Source organism: Streptomyces parvus, assembly GCF_014648875.1.
Lineage (GTDB): Bacteria > Actinomycetota > Actinomycetes > Streptomycetales > Streptomycetaceae > Streptomyces > Streptomyces parvus.
In genome coordinates, this window is the sequence record NZ_BMRY01000001.1 from 676086 (window position 1) to 692639 (window position 16554).

The 16554-nt window shown below is 73.0% G+C and carries 18 protein-coding genes; 8 read left to right on the plus strand and 10 right to left on the minus strand.

Translation table 11 applies throughout. The features are described 5' to 3' along the window. Window positions 1–94: 94 nt before the first annotated feature. From IE140_RS02925 to ilvA, 3 genes are all read right to left on the minus strand, one after another. Window positions 95–958, minus strand: coding sequence for an ABC transporter permease (locus tag IE140_RS02925; protein WP_093444986.1), 864 nt, complete (start codon window positions 956–958; stop codon window positions 95–97). Then, window positions 955–1944, minus strand: coding sequence for an ATP-binding cassette domain-containing protein (locus tag IE140_RS02930; RefSeq protein WP_093444987.1), 990 nt, complete (start codon window positions 1942–1944; stop codon window positions 955–957). The genes IE140_RS02925 and IE140_RS02930 overlap by 4 nt, the downstream gene beginning before the upstream one ends. Before the next feature lie 159 nt (window positions 1945–2103). Beyond that, window positions 2104–3333: a threonine ammonia-lyase gene (ilvA, locus tag IE140_RS02935; protein ID WP_150196363.1), complete on the minus strand. Its 1230-nt coding sequence runs from the start codon at window positions 3331–3333 to the stop codon at window positions 2104–2106. A gap of 156 nt (window positions 3334–3489) precedes the next feature. On the opposite strand from ilvA, the gene IE140_RS02940 reads away from it, so the two are divergent. The 4 genes from IE140_RS02940 (at window position 3490) to IE140_RS02955 (ending at window position 5185) form a co-directional block, all read left to right on the plus strand. Continuing rightward, window positions 3490–4020 (plus strand): MarR family winged helix-turn-helix transcriptional regulator, encoded by a 531-nt coding sequence (locus IE140_RS02940; protein WP_006127133.1) that lies wholly within the window; start codon window positions 3490–3492, stop codon window positions 4018–4020. Between the two features lie 70 nt (window positions 4021–4090). Next, window positions 4091–4657 carry a sigma factor-like helix-turn-helix DNA-binding protein gene (locus IE140_RS02945; RefSeq protein WP_109181584.1) on the plus strand — a complete coding sequence of 189 codons (567 nt, stop codon included), beginning with the start codon at window positions 4091–4093 and terminating at the stop codon, window positions 4655–4657. After that, window positions 4654–4917, plus strand: coding sequence for a hypothetical protein (locus IE140_RS02950; protein ID WP_093444379.1), 264 nt, complete (start codon window positions 4654–4656; stop codon window positions 4915–4917). The genes IE140_RS02945 and IE140_RS02950 overlap by 4 nt, the downstream gene beginning before the upstream one ends. A 70-nt stretch (window positions 4918–4987) precedes the next feature. Continuing rightward, window positions 4988–5185 (plus strand): DUF1059 domain-containing protein, encoded by a 198-nt coding sequence (locus IE140_RS02955; RefSeq protein ID WP_093444378.1) that lies wholly within the window; start codon window positions 4988–4990, stop codon window positions 5183–5185. Window positions 5186–5250: 65 nt separating this feature from the next. Here the strand turns inward: IE140_RS02955 and IE140_RS02960 are convergent, their stop codons facing one another. After that, window positions 5251–6396 (minus strand): cystathionine gamma-synthase, encoded by a 1146-nt coding sequence (locus IE140_RS02960; protein WP_093444377.1) that lies wholly within the window; start codon window positions 6394–6396, stop codon window positions 5251–5253. A 66-nt stretch (window positions 6397–6462) separates the two neighbouring features. On the opposite strand from IE140_RS02960, the gene IE140_RS02965 reads away from it, so the two are divergent. Beyond that, window positions 6463–7566, plus strand: a complete 1104-nt coding sequence (locus IE140_RS02965; protein ID WP_109179902.1) for a hypothetical protein — start codon at window positions 6463–6465, stop codon at window positions 7564–7566. Window positions 7567–7671: 105 nt separating this feature from the next. On the opposite strand, the gene IE140_RS02970 is transcribed toward IE140_RS02965, so the two are convergent. Then, entirely contained in the window at window positions 7672–8895 is a 1224-nt protein-coding gene (locus IE140_RS02970) for an MFS transporter (protein WP_150196364.1), read from the minus strand. Window positions 8896–8993: 98 nt separating this feature from the next. Between IE140_RS02970 and IE140_RS02975 the strand changes: the two genes are divergently transcribed. After that, window positions 8994–9893, plus strand: a complete 900-nt coding sequence (locus IE140_RS02975; protein WP_150196365.1) for a LysR family transcriptional regulator — start codon at window positions 8994–8996, stop codon at window positions 9891–9893. Window positions 9894–9967: 74 nt separating this feature from the next. Continuing rightward, entirely contained in the window at window positions 9968–10633 is a 666-nt protein-coding gene (gene msrA, locus IE140_RS02980) for a peptide-methionine (S)-S-oxide reductase MsrA (protein WP_032783236.1), read from the plus strand. A 66-nt stretch (window positions 10634–10699) separates the two neighbouring features. Here the strand turns inward: msrA and IE140_RS02985 are convergent, their stop codons facing one another. The 3 genes from IE140_RS02985 to gdhA form a co-directional block, all read right to left on the minus strand. After that, on the minus strand, window positions 10700–11164 hold the full coding sequence (locus IE140_RS02985) for a helix-turn-helix domain-containing protein (protein ID WP_093444373.1): 465 nt from the start codon (window positions 11162–11164) through the stop codon (window positions 10700–10702). 9 nt (window positions 11165–11173) lie between these two features. After that, complete coding sequence (locus IE140_RS02990; RefSeq protein ID WP_308438335.1) at window positions 11174–11725, minus strand: hypothetical protein; 552 nt, start codon at window positions 11723–11725, stop codon at window positions 11174–11176. Window positions 11726–11979: 254 nt separating this feature from the next. After that, window positions 11980–13368, minus strand: a complete 1389-nt coding sequence (gene gdhA / locus IE140_RS02995) for an NADP-specific glutamate dehydrogenase (RefSeq protein ID WP_093444372.1) — start codon at window positions 13366–13368, stop codon at window positions 11980–11982. 496 nt (window positions 13369–13864) lie between these two features. Here gdhA and IE140_RS03000 point away from each other — a divergent pair, with 496 nt between their 5' ends. Beyond that, window positions 13865–14314 carry an RDD family protein gene (locus IE140_RS03000; protein WP_150196265.1) on the plus strand — a complete coding sequence of 150 codons (450 nt, stop codon included), beginning with the start codon at window positions 13865–13867 and terminating at the stop codon, window positions 14312–14314. A 19-nt stretch (window positions 14315–14333) separates the two neighbouring features. Here the strand turns inward: IE140_RS03000 and IE140_RS03005 are convergent, their stop codons facing one another. Together IE140_RS03005 and IE140_RS03010 are read right to left on the minus strand one after the other, a co-directional pair. Then, window positions 14334–15839 carry a SpoIIE family protein phosphatase gene (locus tag IE140_RS03005; protein WP_150196260.1) on the minus strand — a complete coding sequence of 502 codons (1506 nt, stop codon included), beginning with the start codon at window positions 15837–15839 and terminating at the stop codon, window positions 14334–14336. 174 nt (window positions 15840–16013) lie between these two features. Beyond that, the gene (locus tag IE140_RS03010) at window positions 16014–16379 is read right to left on the minus strand and encodes a DUF1330 domain-containing protein (RefSeq protein WP_150196261.1); all 366 of its coding nucleotides are present in this window, start codon (window positions 16377–16379) and stop codon (window positions 16014–16016) included. Window positions 16380–16554: the final 175 nt, after the last annotated feature.

Sequence of the window (16554 nt, forward strand, 5' to 3'; positions counted from 1 at the left end):
CGTCCGGCCCGCCACGACGCATACGACGACGCGGGAGCCCCGGCCTTCTCGATGAAGGCCGGGGCTCCCGCGTCGTGGGCCGGTCCCCGGTCGCTCAGGTGGCGGCCGAGCGGTACTTGCGGACCGCGAGGGTCCGGAAGACCACGATGATCAGCACCGACCAGATGATCGAGGCGATGATCGGGTGCTCCATCGGCCAGGCCCCGGTGACGGACTTCGGCACGCCCGGCATCGTGTTGCCGAACAGCTCGCGGGCCCCCGCCACGGTGGCGCTGAACGGATTCCACTCGGCGACGTGCTGGAGGAACGTCGGCATACCGGTGACCGGCACGAAGGCGTTCGAGATGAACGTCAGCGGGAACAGCCAGATCAGCCCGCCGGAGGTCGCCGCCTCCGGGGTGCGGACGGACAGGCCGATCAGCGCGCCGATCCAGGAGAACGCGTAGCCGAGCAGGAGCAGCAGCAGGAAGCCGCAGATGACCTTGCCGAAGTTCTCGTGGGTGCGCCAGCCCACCAGCAGGGCGACCCCCGCGAGGACGACGAGGGTCAGGGTGGTCTGGACGAGGTCGGCGAGCGTCCGTCCGGTGAGGACCGCGCCCCGGGCCATGGGCAGCGACCGGAAGCGGTCGATGAGCCCCTTGTGCATGTCGTCGGCGATGCCCGCGCCGGCGCCCGCGGTGGCGAAGGTGACGGTCTGGGCGAAGATGCCCGCCATCAGGAACTCCTTGTACAGCTGCGGGTCGGTGGAGCCGCCGATGCTGATGGAGCCGCCGAAGACATAGGTGAAGAGCACCACGAACATGACCGGCTGGATCAGCCCGAAGATCAGCATCTCGGGGATCCGGGCCATTCGGATCAAATTCCGTTTGGCGACGACGAGAGAGTCCTTCACGGACTGCGTGACGCCTCCGGAGGGGCGGGGCACCAACGTGGGGGCATCCTTGGCGATCGCACTCACCGGGTGTCCTCCTTGCTCCGGGAGTCCTCTTCCTCGTTCCGGTTCGCCTCTGCCGCGTGGCCAGTGAGGGAGAGGAAGACGTCGTCGAGGGTGGGCCTGCGCAGGGCGATGTCGTCGATCTCCACGCCGCTGCCGTCCAGCTCGCGGATGATCTCGGCGAGCAGCTTGGCCCCGCCGCTCACGGGGACGGTCAGCTTGCGGGAGAGCTGGACGACGCTGACCTCGCCCTTGCCGACGGAGGCCAGGACGGACCGGGCGCGCTCGATCTCGTCGGGGCGGTGCACGACGACCTCGACGCGCTCGCCGCCGGTGCGGGCCTTGAGCTCGTCGGAGGTGCCGCGGGCGATGACCTTGCCGTGGTCGATGACGCAGATGTCGTTCGCGAGGCGGTCGGCCTCCTCCAGGTACTGCGTGGTCAGCAGCAGGGTCGTACCGCCCGCCACCAGGTCCTCGATCACGTCCCAGAGCTGCTGCCGGTTGCGCGGGTCGAGGCCGGTCGTCGGCTCGTCCATGAACATCACGGGCGGCGACACGACGAGCGCCGCCGCGAGGTCGAGGCGGCGGCGCATACCGCCGGAGTACGTCTTGGCGGTGCGGTCGGCGGCGTCGCCGAGGTTGAACCGGTCGAGCAGGACGGTCGCGCGGGCCTTCGCGTCCCGGGCGCTCAGCTGGTAGAGCTGCCCGACCATCTGGAGGTTCTCCCGGCCGGTCAGATACTCGTCGACGGCGGCGAACTGCCCGGAGAGCCCGATCGAGCGGCGAACCTCGTTGGGCTTCTTCAGTACGTCGATCCCGGCCACGGTCGCCGTGCCGCTGTCCGGGCGCAGCAGTGTGGTCAGCACCCGCACGGCGGTGGTCTTGCCCGCGCCGTTGGGCCCGAGCAGTCCGAGGACGGTGCCCTCGGGGACGTCGAGATCGACACCGCCCAGGGCCCGGACGTCACCGAAGGTCTTCACCAGACCCTCGGCGTGGATCGCACCTGGCATGGAGGGACTCCCCCGTCACTTGTGGACGACTGTGCCCGTACGGAACCGGTGCCGGTGGGGAGCCGGTGGCCGTGCGGGCCTACTCGGCGATCCTAGGATTCGGAGGGCCGCATCGCGCGGTGAATAGCGGGATCCGGCCAGTCGGCGCGAATCGCACGGTCAGCCTATGACCCGGTAGCCCTCCGCCCGCAGCGCCTCCTCGACGTCCGCGCAGTGCCTCGGGCCCTTCGTCTCCAGATACAGGTCGACCTCCGCCTCGGTCAGTCCGAGGCGCGGGTCGGTGCGCACATGGCTGATGTCGAGGACGTTGGCGTCGGCCACGGTCAGCGTGGCCAGCAGGGCCGCGAGCGCCCCCGGGCGGTCGGTGAGCCGCAGCCGCAGGCTGAGGTAGCGGCCCGCCGCGGACATCCCGTGCCGCAGGATGCGCTGCATCAGGAGCGGGTCGACGTTGCCGCCGGACAGCACGGCGACCACCGGCCCGCGGAACGCCTTCGGGTCGCTGAGCAGCGCGGCCACCGGACTGGCCCCGGCGGGCTCGACGACCAGCTTGGCCCGTTCCAGGCAGAGCAGCAGCGCGCTGGACAGTTCGTCCTCGGTGACCGTGCGGACCTCGTCGACCAGCTCCTCGACCAGGGCGAACGGTACGTCGCCGGGGCGGCCCACCTTGATGCCGTCGGCCATCGTGGCCGGGGCGTCCAGCGAGACGGGGTAGCCGGCGGCGAGGGAGGGCGGGTAGCAGGCGGCGCCCTCGGCCTGGACGCCGACGATCCGGATGTCGGGGCGCAGGGCCTTCACCGCGACGGCGACGCCCGCGGCGAACCCGCCGCCACCGATACCGAGGACGATCGTGCGGACCTCCGGGCACTGTTCCAGGATCTCCAGGCCGACGGTGCCCTGGCCCGCGATGATGTCGGGGTGGTCGAAGGGGTGGATGAAGACCGCGCCGGTCTCCTCCGCGTACCGCTGGGCGGCGGCGAGGGTCTCGTCGACGACCTGGCCGTGCAGCCGCACCTCGGCCCCGTACTCCCGGGTCGCGGCGACCTTGGGCAGGGGTGCGCCGACGGGCATGAAGACCGTGGAGCGTACGCCGAGGAGGGACGAGGCGAGCGCGACGCCCTGGGCGTGGTTCCCGGCGCTGGCGGCGACCACCCCGGCCGCCCGCTCCACGGGGGTGAGGCCGGAGATCCGGACGTAGGCGCCGCGCAGTTTGAAGGAGCCGGTGCGCTGGAGGTTCTCGCACTTGAGGTGGACCGGGGCGCCGACCAGCTCGGTGAGATGGCGGCTTCCCTCCAGTGCGGTCACCCGGGCCACGCCGTCCAGCATTTTCTGCGCGCCCCGGACGTCGTCGAGGATCAGGGCCGGGTGGTGGGGGGTCGCGCGGAAGTTCATGCCCGCAAGTCTTGCAGCTCGGACGGGGCGCGGCAGACTTGCCCATGGCGGCCTGCGGTGGTGTCCGCAGGTTTGTGCGGCACTGGTACACGTTGCCCCGGGGCCGCGTACTCTGTCCCCCACTCATCCGACACCGCACGAAGAGAGTCACCGGCCATGCCCCCTCAGGACATGACGACTGCTGCGTCTCCTTCCGGGGGCGCCGCCCCCGAACACCCGGGCCCCGACCGCCTGCTGGACGCGCTCCAGCACCAGGTGGCGGTCTTCGCCCGCCGTGCCGAGCAGACCCGCCTCGGCGGTGTCGGCCAGGTCCGCAACTCGATGGACCGGGCGGCGTACCTGCTGCTGAACCGGCTGGACAAGGAAGGGCCGATGGGCGTCAAGGCGCTGGCGGCCGGGATGGGGATCGACTCGTCGACGGTGACGCGGCAGGTCGCGCCGCTCGTCGACACCGGTCTGGTCAAGCGCACCTCGCACCCGGAGGACGGCCGGGCGGTCGTGCTTCAGCTCTCCCCGCGCGGCCAGGCCCGCCTGGAGGAGGTGCGCGCCTCGCGGCGCGAGCTGATGTCGCAGGTGACGGACGGGTGGACGGAGGAGGAGCGGGACACGTTCTGCGCCCTGCTCACTCGCTTCAACGGGTCGTTGGCGGCCCGGCAGGCCGCGTACCAGCCGCCGCAGCCCGACTGACGGCGGCCCCTAGGTCCTGTCGTGTCCGGAGTCTTGACCGGGGCGGTGCACCGGGGCTCGTATGTGGTGCATGGCAGAGCGGGCGACCCACCGGGACCGGCTCCGCGCCCTGGAGTTCGAGGCCTTCGTGGCGGGCGCGGGCGGACGCCTGCTGCACACGGCGACGCTGCTCACCGGTGAACCGTCGCAGCCGCCGGGTGCGTATGTGCGGGCCGAGGCGCTGCTGCGCGTGGCGCTCGCCCGTACGTACGCCGACTGGGACAGGCTCCACGGCGGCGACCCCTACGACCGGGCCCGCCGGGAGCTGGCGCTCCGCTTCGCCCGGGAGGCCCGGCGCCATCAGCGGCCGCGCGGCGGTCTGCTGGACCGGCTGACCCCGATGGAGCGGCTGGTGCTGGTCCTGCGGATGTACGAGGAGGTCGGCGAGGAGCAGACGGCGGCGTTGCTCGGGCTGCCGGCCGACCGGATCCGCGCGGTGTGCGCGCGGGCGGTGGCGACGCTGCGGACGGCCGGGCCCCGGCGCGGGGCGGCCGGAGTGGGGCGTGGGGCGGCAGGAGCCGGGCACGGCCCCGGCGGGTCCGGGCGGGCCTCCGCTGCCGGACCGGCCTCCGCGCCCGGTGGCCGGGGGACGCCGTGAGCGCCGGGCGGCGGGACCCGGACCCGCGCGAGGAGCAGGTCCGGCGGATGCTGGACGGCCCGCATCCGGTTGTGCCGCCCGATCTGGCCGCGCGGGCGGTCCGGCACGGCGGACGGCGCCTGCGGCTGCGCCGGGCCGCGAACCGGACGGCGGGCTGGCTGCTGGCGGTGGTGCTCGTCGCGTTCCTGGTCTGGGCCGGCGTCGAGCAGCCGTGGGCGACCGAGCCCGCACAGGTCACTCCGCCGCTGGAGGGCTGGTGAGCCGTTGGGCCCCCGGCGGGAGAGGCCTACGCTGGAGAGAGCGGCTGTCGTACGAGCCGAGGAGGCCGTGATGACGAGGAAGACCGCGGACTGCCGCAAGTATCCGAGCGAGATGAACTGCACCCTCACGCTCACCGGTGAGGAGGACGAGGTCGTCCGGGCCGCGAGCGAGCACGCGGCGTCGGTCCACGGACACGAGAACACCCCCGAACTGCGCGAGCAGATCAGGGGCATGCTGGAGGACGCGAACGAGAAGGTGAGCGCCTGAACGGCATGAACGCGAGGGGCGCCCGCCGGTGACCGGCGGGCGCCCCTGTGATGACGGGTGCCGGGTCAGCCCAGCGCCTGCGTGAGGTCGGCGATCAGGTCGTCGCCGTTCTCGATGCCGACGGAGATACGGACCAGGTCGGCGGGGACCTCCAGCGGGGAGCCGGCGGCGGAGGCGTGCGTCATCCGCCCCGGGTGCTCGATCAGCGATTCGACACCGCCGAGGGACTCGCCGAGCGTGAACAGCTTCGCCCGGTTGCAGACCTCGACCGCCGCCTCCTCGCCGGCCGCGACACGGAAGGACACCATGCCGCCGAAGGCCCTCATCTGCTTGGCGGCGACCTCGTGGCCGGGGTGCTCGGGCAGGCCCGGGTAGAGGACCTGGGAGACCTTGGGGTGCCGGGTCAGCAGGTCGGCGACCTTGGTGGCGTTCTCGGTGTGCCGGTCCATGCGGACGGCGAGGGTCTTGATGCCGCGCAGCACGAGCCAGGCGTCGAAGGGACCGGCGACCGCGCCCATGGCGTTCTGGTGGTACGCAAGTTCCTCGGCGAGCTCCGGGTCGCTGACGACGAGCGCGCCGCCGACGACGTCGGAGTGGCCGCCCATGTACTTAGTGGTGGAGTGGACGACGACGTCCGCGCCGAGTGCCAGCGGCTGCTGGAGGTAGGGCGAGGCGAAGGTGTTGTCGACGACGAGGCGGGCCCCGGCCTGGTGCGCGACCTGGGCGACTGCGGCGATGTCGGTGATGCCGAGCAGCGGGTTGGACGGGGTCTCCACCCAGACCGCCTTGGTGCGCGGGGTGATCGCGGCCCGTACGGCGGCCACGTCCGAGGTGTCGGCCACGGAGAACTCCACGCCCCACCGCGAGACGACCTTCGCGAACAGCCGGAACGTGCCGCCGTAGGCGTCGTTCGGGATGACCACGTGGTCGCCGGGGGTCAGCAGCGTACGCAGGAGGCAGTCCTCGGCGGCGAGGCCGGAGGCGAAGGCGAGACCGCGGCGGCCGCCTTCGAGGGCCGCGAGGTTCTCCTCCAGCGCGGTGCGGGTCGGGTTGGCGCTGCGGCTGTACTCGTATCCGCCGCGCAGTCCGCCCACGCCGTCCTGCTTGTACGTGGAGACCTGGTAGATCGGCGGAACCACGGCGCCGGTGAGGGGGTCGGCGGTGTTCCCCGCGTGGATGGCGAGGGTTTCGAAGCTGTGCTGGTCGCTCATGGGGCCGAGCGTAGTTCCTGGCGGAGGCCCTTACCGGCCACTTGCCGCTCCGGGGACAATGGGTCCATGGAGATTCTGTTGTTCCTGCTCGCGATGTGCATGCTCGCGGCGGTCATCGGCCCCTGGGTGATGCGCCGCCGGGGAGGTATCCGCCAGGTCGCCCCCGGTTCGCCGGACGCCGCCGACCCGGACACGTACGGCTTCGCGCGTCAGGAGGAGCTGGACGTCCGGATGCCGGGCCCGGACCAGGACCTCCTGGACGTGCTCGACGTGGTCCAGGGCACTCAGCGGTGGCAGGCGGCCTCCCAGCTGCTGGCCGGGACGCCGAAGGAGGGCGAGGTGCGCTGGCAGCGGATCCAGGCCTTCGCGGGGGCGGCCTCGCTGGAGCTGGCGCAGCAGCCGGGGAAGGGCGGGTCGTGGCTGCGGGCCTGGCGCGCGGAGTCCCCGAAGGACGCGGGCGGCGCTGCGGTGCACGCGGAGTTCCTGGTGCAGCAGGCGTGGCGGTCCTCGGCCGCGGGCAGCGACGACTTCCGGATCATCCTGGAGGAGGCCCGTACGGTCTGCGGCGAGGCGGCCCTGCTCGCCCCGGGCGACCCCGTGCCTTACATCGTGGAGCTGGCGGTGGCCCGGGGCCTGGGCTACACCCCCGAGCAGTTCGACCAGCTGTGGGCGAAGATCATCGACCGGGCCCCGGCGCACATGGGCGCGCACATCGCGGCGCTGCACTTCCACTCCGAGCGGTGGCACGGTTCGCGCAAGGACGCCGAGGCCTTCGCCACGGCCGCCGCGGCCCGCGCCCCGCAGGGTTCGCTGCTGGCGGCGCTGCCGCTGTTCGCGGTGTACGAGCACCTGCCGGAGGTCAATCTGGTGCAGGGCTTCTACCGCAGCCAGGTGGTGACGAAGGCGGTCGAGGGGGCGATGTTCGCGGTGCACGCGGCACGCCAGGACGACCCGATGCTCGCCCACGTCCGCCACCTGCTGGTGCTGTTCCTGGTGCACATGGAGCGCTGGTCGGAGGCGATGCACCAGCTGGTCCGCATCGACGGCCATGTGGGCGCGCTGCCCTGGACGGCGGAGGCGGACCCGGCCGCGCAGTACACGGTCTACCGGGCGCTGGCGGTGGCGGGGTACGAGGCGAACGGCGGCAGCCCGGCGACGCTGCCGCACTGATCTCCGTACGGCTTCATGGTCTGGCGGGGCGGGGGCCGGGTCGGCTCCGGCTCCGGCTCCGTACGGCTTCATGGCCTGGCGGGGGCGGGGGCCGTCGCGGCGGGGTCAGGTCTTCCCGGGTACGACGGGTGCCTCCGGCACAGGGGCCCGGCCGACCGCCGTGGTCACCACGGCACCCGCCACCAGCGTCGCGCCGGTCACCGTGACGGCCGTGACCCCGATGCCGTCCGCCACCAGCCCGCCGGCCAGCGCCCCGAGCGCGATGGCCCCGTTGAACACCCCGACGAACAGCGAGGAGGCGGCCTCGCGGGCGTCGGGGGCGGCGAGCAGCACCCAGGTCTGCGTGCTCACCGAGACACCGCCGTAGCCGAGGCCCCAGAGCACCATCAGGACGGCCGCGAGGGCGGGGGAACCGCCCAGCCACGGCAGCGCGGCGACGGTGGCCGCCAGGACCGTGCCGATCACCAGCAGCGTGGTGCGCGGCGAGCGGGCCGCCCCGGCCCCGGCGAGGAAGTTCCCGGCCACGCCGGCGATCCCGTACACGAGGAGCAGGACGCCGATCGTGCCCGCGCCGACGCCGGAGACGTCCTCCAGGACCGGCCTGATGTACGTGTACGCGGCGAAGTGCCCGGTGACGAGGAAGCCGACGACGAGGAGCCCGGTACGCAGCCGGGGGTCGCGGGTCAGCCGCAGCGCACCGCCGAACGGGACGGTGCGCTCCGCCGGGAGCCGGGGCAGCAGGAGCGTGGCGGCGACCAGCACCACGGCCCCGAGCCCGGCGGCCGCCAGGAACGCGGCGCGCCAGCCGGCGAGGTCCCCGAGGTACGTTCCGGCCGGGACGCCCAGCACGGACGCGACGGCGATACCGCTGAAGACGAGGGACGTGGCCGTGCCCGCGGACTTCGCCGGGACCAGGCGGACCGCGAGTCCGGCCGCGACGGCCCAGACGCCGCCCATGCCGACGCCGACCAGGACGCGGGCGACGACCATGGTCGCGAAGTCGGGCGCCCAGGCCGCACCGAGGTTGCCGACGACCAGCACGGCGACCAGCACGCACAGGGCCGTACGCCGGTCCGCGCGGCCGAGCAGCGGGACGAGGGCGGGGGCGGAGAGCGCCGCGACGAGGCCGGTGATGGTCAGCGTCAGTCCGGCGACGCCCTCGGGGACGCCGAGCGAGCGGCCCATCGGGGTGAGCAGCCCGACGGGCAGCATCTCGGAGGTGACCACGGTGAACGTGCCGAGCGCGAGGGCCGCCACGCCGGGCCAGCCGCTGCGCGAGGGTGCCGGGCGGGCGGCCCGGGCGCCCGATGATTCCTGAACCTGCGTCATGCCCCCAGCCAATCGGGGCCGGAGACCGGGAACAACGGCCGAGTCCTCATCCTTCTATGAGCTGGACTCATCGATCCGGACCAGGGAGGCGGGGGCACATGAGCAATCCGGAGATCCGGGAGCTGGAGGCCTTCCTCGCCCTGGCCGACGAGCTGCACTTCGGCCGGGCCGGGGAGCGCCTCTACCTCTCGCAGAGCCGGATCAGCCAGCTGCTGCGGGCGTTGGAGAGCAGGATCGGCGGACGGCTGGTCGACCGTACGAGCCGCCGGGTCCGGCTCACCCCGCTCGGCGAGCAGCTGCACGCGGGGCTGCGGCCCGCCTTCGACGCGATCGTGGAGACGATCGACGGGGTCCGGGAGGCGGCGCGCGGCGTCGGCGGGGTGTTCCGCGTCGGCTTCCAGGGGACGGCGAACGACCCGTTCATGCGGGCGGTCACGGCGTTCCGGGACGGGCATCCCGACTGCGCCGCCGAGATCGTGGAGATCCCGCTCGCCGATCCGTTCGGCGCGGTGCACCGGGGCGAGGTGGACGCGGCGGTGGTGCTGATGCCGGTCCGGGACGACGCGCTGGTGCTCGGCCCGGTGTTCTCCGCCCGGCCGCTGACCCTGGCCGTCTCCGACCGGCACCCGTACGCGCGCCGCCCCGGCATCGACGCCGAGGACCTGGCGGGCTGCCCGCTCATCGGCGTTGCGGGAGCGGCCCCGGAGTACTGGCGCCTCGCCCAGGCCCCGGTGGTCACGCCCGGTGGCCGCGCGATCCCGGCGGGGCCCGCGGTGAGCAGCCTCCAGGAGGGCCTCGCCCTGGTGCGGGCGGACCTGGGCGGGATGCTGCTGTGCGACCCGACGGCCGACTACCACGGCAGCCACGCGGTGGCCTTCGTCCCGGTGACCGGCCTCCCGGAGTCCTCCCTCGCGCTGGTGTGGCACCGGAACCAGGAGACGGCCCGGACGCGGGGCTTCGCCCGGGCCCTGGCGGACGTCACCGGGGCCACGAGGTGAGCGCCGGTGCCCGGAATCCCGGCGGCCTCTCCCGTGTTGTACGTACCGAACACCGACCCCCGGAGGAGCCCCGCATGTTCCTGAACCACCGCACCCCCGTGCTCCCCACCCCGGAGCAGGCCCTGCGCGGCCGCCCCGTCCCCGAGTTCACCGTCCCCTCCCGCCACACGGTCCTCGGCAATCCGCTGGTGGGCCCGTACCCGGAGGGCCTGGAGGTGGCGGACTTCGCGCTGGGCTGTTTCTGGGGCGCCGAGCGGAAGTTCTGGCAGACGGAGGGCGTGTGGACGACGCTGGTCGGCTACCAGGGCGGCTACACGGAGAACCCGACGTACGAGGAGGCCTGTTCGGGCCTGACCGGCCACACGGAGGCGGTACGCGTCGTCTTCGACCCGGCCGTCGTGTCGTACGAGGAGCTGCTGAAGCTGTTCTGGGAGTCGCACAACCCGACCCAGGGCTTCCGCCAGGGCAACGACGTGGGCACTCAGTACCGCTCCGCGATCTACACCCACTCCCCCGCCCAGGCAGCGGCGGCCGACGCCTCCCGTGAGGCGTACCAGAAGGTCCTGACGGCCTCGGGCCACAAGGAGATCACCACGGAGATCCTCCCGGCCGAGGGCCGCCCGTTCTGGCCTGCGGAGGCGTATCACCAGCAGTACCTGGACAAGAACCCGGGCGGCTACTGCGGCATCGGCGGCACGGGCGTCTCCTGCCCGATCGGCGTGGCCCCGGCCGAGGGCTGAGCCAGGGCCTCGCGTCGTCGCCCGGCGTCGGGGCGGGACCTCCGGCGGCACGCCGCCGCCCGACGCTCAGGCCGCCAGCAGCACGCCGCCCATCGGACCCGCAGGGCCGGTCGCGCCGACCGGTCCTGTCGTTCGTACCGACCGGTGACCGCCCGCCGCCCCCAGCGACCGGGACCGGCTCCGGGTGCGGGCGGCCGCGAGGCTCACCAGCCGCTCCCCCGCCAGCGCCAGGACGTCGGCAAGGCTGAGACCCAGCGCCTGGGCCGCGGCGGCCAGCACCTCCGAGGAGGCCTCCTTGCGGCCGCGCTCCACCTCGGACAGATACGCCATGGAGATCCGGGACGCCTCGGACACGTCCTTCAACGTCCTTCCCTGCGCCCGTCGTTCGCGGCGCAGCACCTCCCCGACGAGGTCGCGCCAGAGCGGCTCCCGGGGCAGGTCCTGGGACAGGTCCCGGGGTGCCGGGTCCGCCGCCGTCGGGAGCGGGCGCAGGGGGATCACGTCGGCCTGGTTCGTCGTTCGGATGGTCACCGTCCCAGACTAGGAGCGCGGCACCCCCTCGGCACGGGGTCGGCGTTGCGCTCCGGGCGGATCTGCTGTCGGCGAAGTTCCGTGACAGACGGCTGTGTTCGCAGGACGGGCGGTCCGGCGGCGGTAGTAGGCGATCGCGAGGGCGATGGTGACCGGCCCCCAGGCGGCGATGGGGGCGACGCACACCGTCGCCAACAACTCCCAGGCGTCGCTGCTGTATCCGACGTTGTCGACGACTCCGTACAGGGTGAGGCTGCGGTCGTCGCCGAGAGGGACAGCGGTGAAGAGGACAGTGAGGATCAGGCCGCCGAGGACCGCCGGGACGAAGGCGGCCAGAGGCCGGACGCGCCTGCCGCCGATGAGCGGTATCCAGGCGGGCGCCGCCTCGCCCCAGCCCCGGACCAGCCCGACGGTCAGGATCGCGATCACTTCCGTCAGCACGCTGAGCCCGAGGACGTACGGAACGCTCAGCCAGTAGGCGGGCATGCCGCCCGTCTGCACCTGCCCCATCTCGAAGTGCACGGCGAAGGGCAGCCGCCACAGGCACGCCGGCAGCAGCAACAGGGGCAACGCGTGGGCCAGGCGCGTCGCCCAGCGCGGAACGGGCCGCTCGGTGTCCCCCGCGGGCGGGGGGGCGGTGGAAGAGCTTCGGTGTCATGGCTCCACCCTCGCGGGGCGGGCCCGACGGCGGATCCCCCGCGCGTGCCGGGCCGCTCCCCCGCGCGGGGGAGGCCGTACGCGCCGGTCTCAGCCGTGCGGGCCAGCGGTCGCCGGGGAGGCGTAGCCCTCCCCGACCCGCATCGCCCCGGCCTCCGTCAGATCAGCCCCTGCGCCAGCATCGCGTCCGCGACCAGTTCGAAGCCCGCGATGTTCGCGCCGACCACGTAGTTGCCGGGGCTGCCGTAGCGCTCGGCCGTCGTGTAGCAGGAGTCGTGGATGTGCCGCATGATCTCGGCGAGGCGCTCCTCGGTGTGGGCGAAGGTCCACGAGTCCCGGGACGCGTTCTGCTGCATCTCCAGCGCGCTCGTCGCGACCCCGCCCGCGTTGGCCGCCTTGCCCGGGGCGAAGGCGACGCCCGCCTCCTGGAGGACCCGTACGGCCTCCGGCGTGGTGGGCATGTTGGCGCCCTCCGCGACCGCCTTGACCCCGTTGCGTACGAGGTTCAACGCGTCGGCCTCGTGGAGTTCGTTCTGCGTGGCGCAGGGCAGGGCCACGTCGGCGGGGACCGACCACACGCCCGTACCGGGTACGAACCGGGCGTGGGAGCCGCGTCGTTCGGCGTACTCGGAGACGCGGCCCCGGCCGGCCTCCTTGATCTCCTTCAGGAGAGCGAGGTCGATGCCCTTCTCGTCGACGACGTATCCGCCGGAGTCCGAGCAGGTGATGACGGTCGCGCCGAGCTGCTGGGCCTTCTCGATGGCGTAGATGGCCACGTTGCCGGACCCGGAGACCGCGAGGGTCTGGCCCTCCAGGGACTCGCCGCGGCTGCGCAGCATCTCGGCGGTGAACAGGACCGTGCCGTAGCCGGTGGCCTCCGTACGGGCCTGTGCGCCGCCCCAGCCGAGGCCCTTGCCGGTGAGGACGCCGGACTCGTAGCGGTTGGTGATCCGCTTGTACTGGCCGAAGAGGTAGCCGATCTCGCGGCCGCCGACGCCGATGTCCCCGGCGGGCACGTCCGTGTACTCGCCCAGGTGGCGGTGGAGTTCGGTCATGAACGACTGGCAGAACCGCATGATCTCGGCGTCGGACCGGCCCTTGGGGTCGAAGTCCGCGCCGCCCTTGCCGCCGCCGATGGGCATGCCGGTGAGGGCGTTCTTGAAGATCTGCTCGAAGCCGAGGAACTTCACGATGCCGAGGTTGACCGAGGGGTGGAAGCGCAGGCCGCCCTTGTAGGGGCCGAGCGAGCTGGAGAACTCCACCCGGAAGCCGCGGTTGACGTGGATGTCGCCGGAGTCGTCCGACCACGGCACCCGGAAGATCAGCTGGCGCTCGGGCTCGCATATGCGCTCGATGATGCGGGCGTCGACGAACTCCGGGCGCTGGGTCAGTACCGGCCCGAGTGTCTCCAGGACCTCGCGGACCGCCTGGTGGAACTCCTGCTCGCCCTGGTTGCGGCGCAGGATCTCGGCGTAGAGCGGCTCGATGACACGGGCCGCGGCGTCCTGGGTGCGGGCGGAGTCGGGCGAGTCGGGGATGACCGGCATCTGATTCTGACCTTCCGTGGTCGGCTCGTGCGCGTCGGCGCCCCCGTCCCGGAGGACGCCACCGGTCCGATTCTCCCGTGCGGGCCGATGATCTTCGAGGACCATCCACATACTGACCATGATCGGGCGTTTTCCCCCACTCCGGCCCCGTGCCCGTACAGAGGTGCCTGCGCGCCGGCCGGGCGGGCCCGGCGAAACAGGGGCCCGGCTCCGTTGTTACCCGTCAGGAACGGGGACACCTCGCCTGACGATCAGTCATGATGCCCCCATGACCAAGCCACGGGGGCGTCGGAGAGGGCTGCCTCCTGACGCGTTACGGGCGTCGCGCGGGGCGCACCGGGCCGCGAACGGCCCCGCCCGGTCCCGCCCGGCCCCGACCCCGCCGCCGCCCGTACGGGCGCCCGCGCGGGCGGAGTATCCGGCGTACGCCCGCCTCTCGGCCTACCCCGCCCCGGGGCCCCCCAGGCAGCCGCGCGTCCCCAAGGGCACGGGTGACATGCGGCGGTATCTGGCGGTCGGGCTCGACGCCTATCTGTGCCTGCTGTCCGTCGGGCTGCTGGTGCGCTCCTGCCTGGACTCCGGCGGGACGGGGCGCGCGATCGCCCTGCTGGTCGTCCAGCTGACCGTGCTGTCGTTCGCCAATCAGGTGCTGCTGACGATGGCCGTCCGGGCGAGCGCCGGAAAGCTGATCATGGGCGTCCGGGTGATCCGGCTGCCCGACGCGGGCCGGCCGGGCTTCCGCAGGCTGGTGCTGCGCTGGCTGTACGGGCTCCTCTGGCTGCCGCTCCAGCCCTGGCGCAGGCTCCGCGGCCCGGCGACGGCCCGCGGCCCCGAGCACCCCGCCGGCCGCCCCGCCGAGCCGCACGAGGACCTCGCGGGGGTACGCCAGGTGCGCCGCAGCGACCTGCGGTCCTACCGGGCGGCGGTGCGGGAGCGTACGGACTGAGCTCGGAGACAACAGTCCGTCATGGCCTCCCCCGCGGGCCGGCACCGGCCCGGGCGATGAGCAGGGCCACGTCGTCGCGCTCTCCGCTGTGCCGCAGGGTGTGCAGAAGCAGGTCGCAGGTGGCGTCCAGCGAACGGCGGGGGTCGTCGAGAACGTCGAGGAGAGCCTTCAGGCGTGCGTCGATCGGCTGGTCGCGGGTCTCGACGAGGCCGTCGGTGTAGAGGACGAGCTGGTCTCCCCGCTCGAAGTCGATGGAGGTCGATTCGAAGGAGATGCCGCAGCCTCCCAAGGGCGCGCCGGTGGGCAGGTCGAGCAGCTCGCGTGTGCCGTCCGGACGCAGGAGGACGGGCGGCAGGTGCCCGGCGACGGACAGGTCGCATCGCTCGGTGCGGGGATCGAAGACGGCGTAGACGCAGGTGGCGATGGTGTCGAGGCCGTCCGTGATGTGGTCGAGGTGGTGCAGGACCCGGGCGGGGGGCAGATCGAGATCGGCCAGGGTTCTCGTGGCGGTGCGCAGCTGTCCCATGGTGGCCGCGGCTGTCACACCGCTGCCCATGACGTCGCCGACGACGAGGGCGGTCTTGTCGCCGGCCAGGGGAATGACGTCGAACCAGTCCCCGCCGATCTCGATCGTCGCCTGGGCGGGGCGGTAGCGGAAGGCGACCTCCAGCCCCGGCCGCTGTGCGGGCGGGTGGGGCAGCAGGCTGCGCTGGAGGGTGAGGGCGGTCCGGCGCTGTTCTTCCACGGCGCGATGCCGATCGGTGACATCGACGCTGGAGGTGGCCACTCCCAGGACCCTCCCGTCGGAGGATTCGAGCCGGTAGAACGAGATCGACCAGGCGTGGTCATGGTCCGGGTCGGCCGGCGTGCGGCCCACGGTGTACTGGTCCACGATCGGTGTCCCGGAGGCCAGGACCTCGCGCATGGCGCCTTCGAAGGCCGCGTCGATCAGGGGCAGCACCTCGCTGACGTGCCGGCCGACATGCTCGGCTGCAGGCACACCGTTCATCCGCTCCTCCGCGGGGTTGACGGAGATGTACCGGAGGTCGGTGTCCAGCATGGCCAGCCCGATCGGCGCCTGGGACACCAGCTGGGCGGACAGGGCCAGGTTCCGCTCGACCCGCCGCAGCGTCGTCTGGTCGGTGGCCAGTCCCAGGGCCCAGTACTCGCGCTGGTCGTCCTGGAGCCGCATGTTGCGGAACTCCACCATCCGCGTGCTGCCGTCCTTGCGCCGGACGGGAAAGACTCCTGCCCAGCTCTCGCCGTCGTCCATGACCTGGGCGAACAGCCCCAGCACCTTGTCGAGGTGTTCCTCGTCGATCAGCAGATGGCCCGCGTACTCGCCCAGGGCCTCCTCGGCGCTGTAGCCGAAGAGGATCTCGGCCTGGGGGCTCCAGAGATCGATCCTGCCATCGGCGTTCAGGAGGACAGCGGCCACGTTCAGCACATCCAGGAGGCCACCGGGTCCCGACGGCGCCACAGCCGAGGAGCCGGGGTCGCCCTGGAAACGTTCGGTGGCACCCATGACCCAGACTCCTCCCGGCCCCCGGCTCCGGCTGTCGTCCGCCGGTGCGGTCCCTGTGCCGACATCCATCTCCCGGCTGCTCCATTGTCCCCCTCGCGACCTGGGTGGGCAGCCCAGGAGCGAGCGCACGGGCCGAGCCCGGTCCCTGATCCGGCCTGGTCCGGACGAGAGGCCCTAGACCTCCTGCGCCGTACGGTCCCGCGCCGCCCGCATCGCCGCCGCCGTGGCCGGCGCGTCGTACTCCGGGCCGACGCCGGGAACGATCACCACGTCACCGTCCAGATGCCGGGTGCGCAGCGGCAGGATCTCCTGGTAGGCCGGGGACGCGTACCAGGCACGGGCCTCCGCCACTCCGGGAAAGCCCACCATGACCAGCGCGCCCGGCCAGGTCCCCTCCACCACCTCCACCTCGCCTCCGTGCACCAGGAAGCGGCCTCCGTAGGGCTGGAAGGTGGCCTGGATCCGCTCGATGTAGTTCAGCACCTCGTCCTGGACGGGGCCGTCGGCGGGGCGCAGGTGGGCGATGGCGTACGCGGTCATGGTCCGGTCCTCCGTGCGATCGGGTCGGTGCTCTGTTTCGACACCCACGATGCTGCCTGGCGAGGCGGCGGCCGTCGATTACCCCGGAGGTCATGCGGAGGTCGTGCGGGGCGGGCCGACCGGGCCCGGACACGCCGAAGGCGGCGGTCCCGGGGGTCCGGGGCCGCCGCCTTCG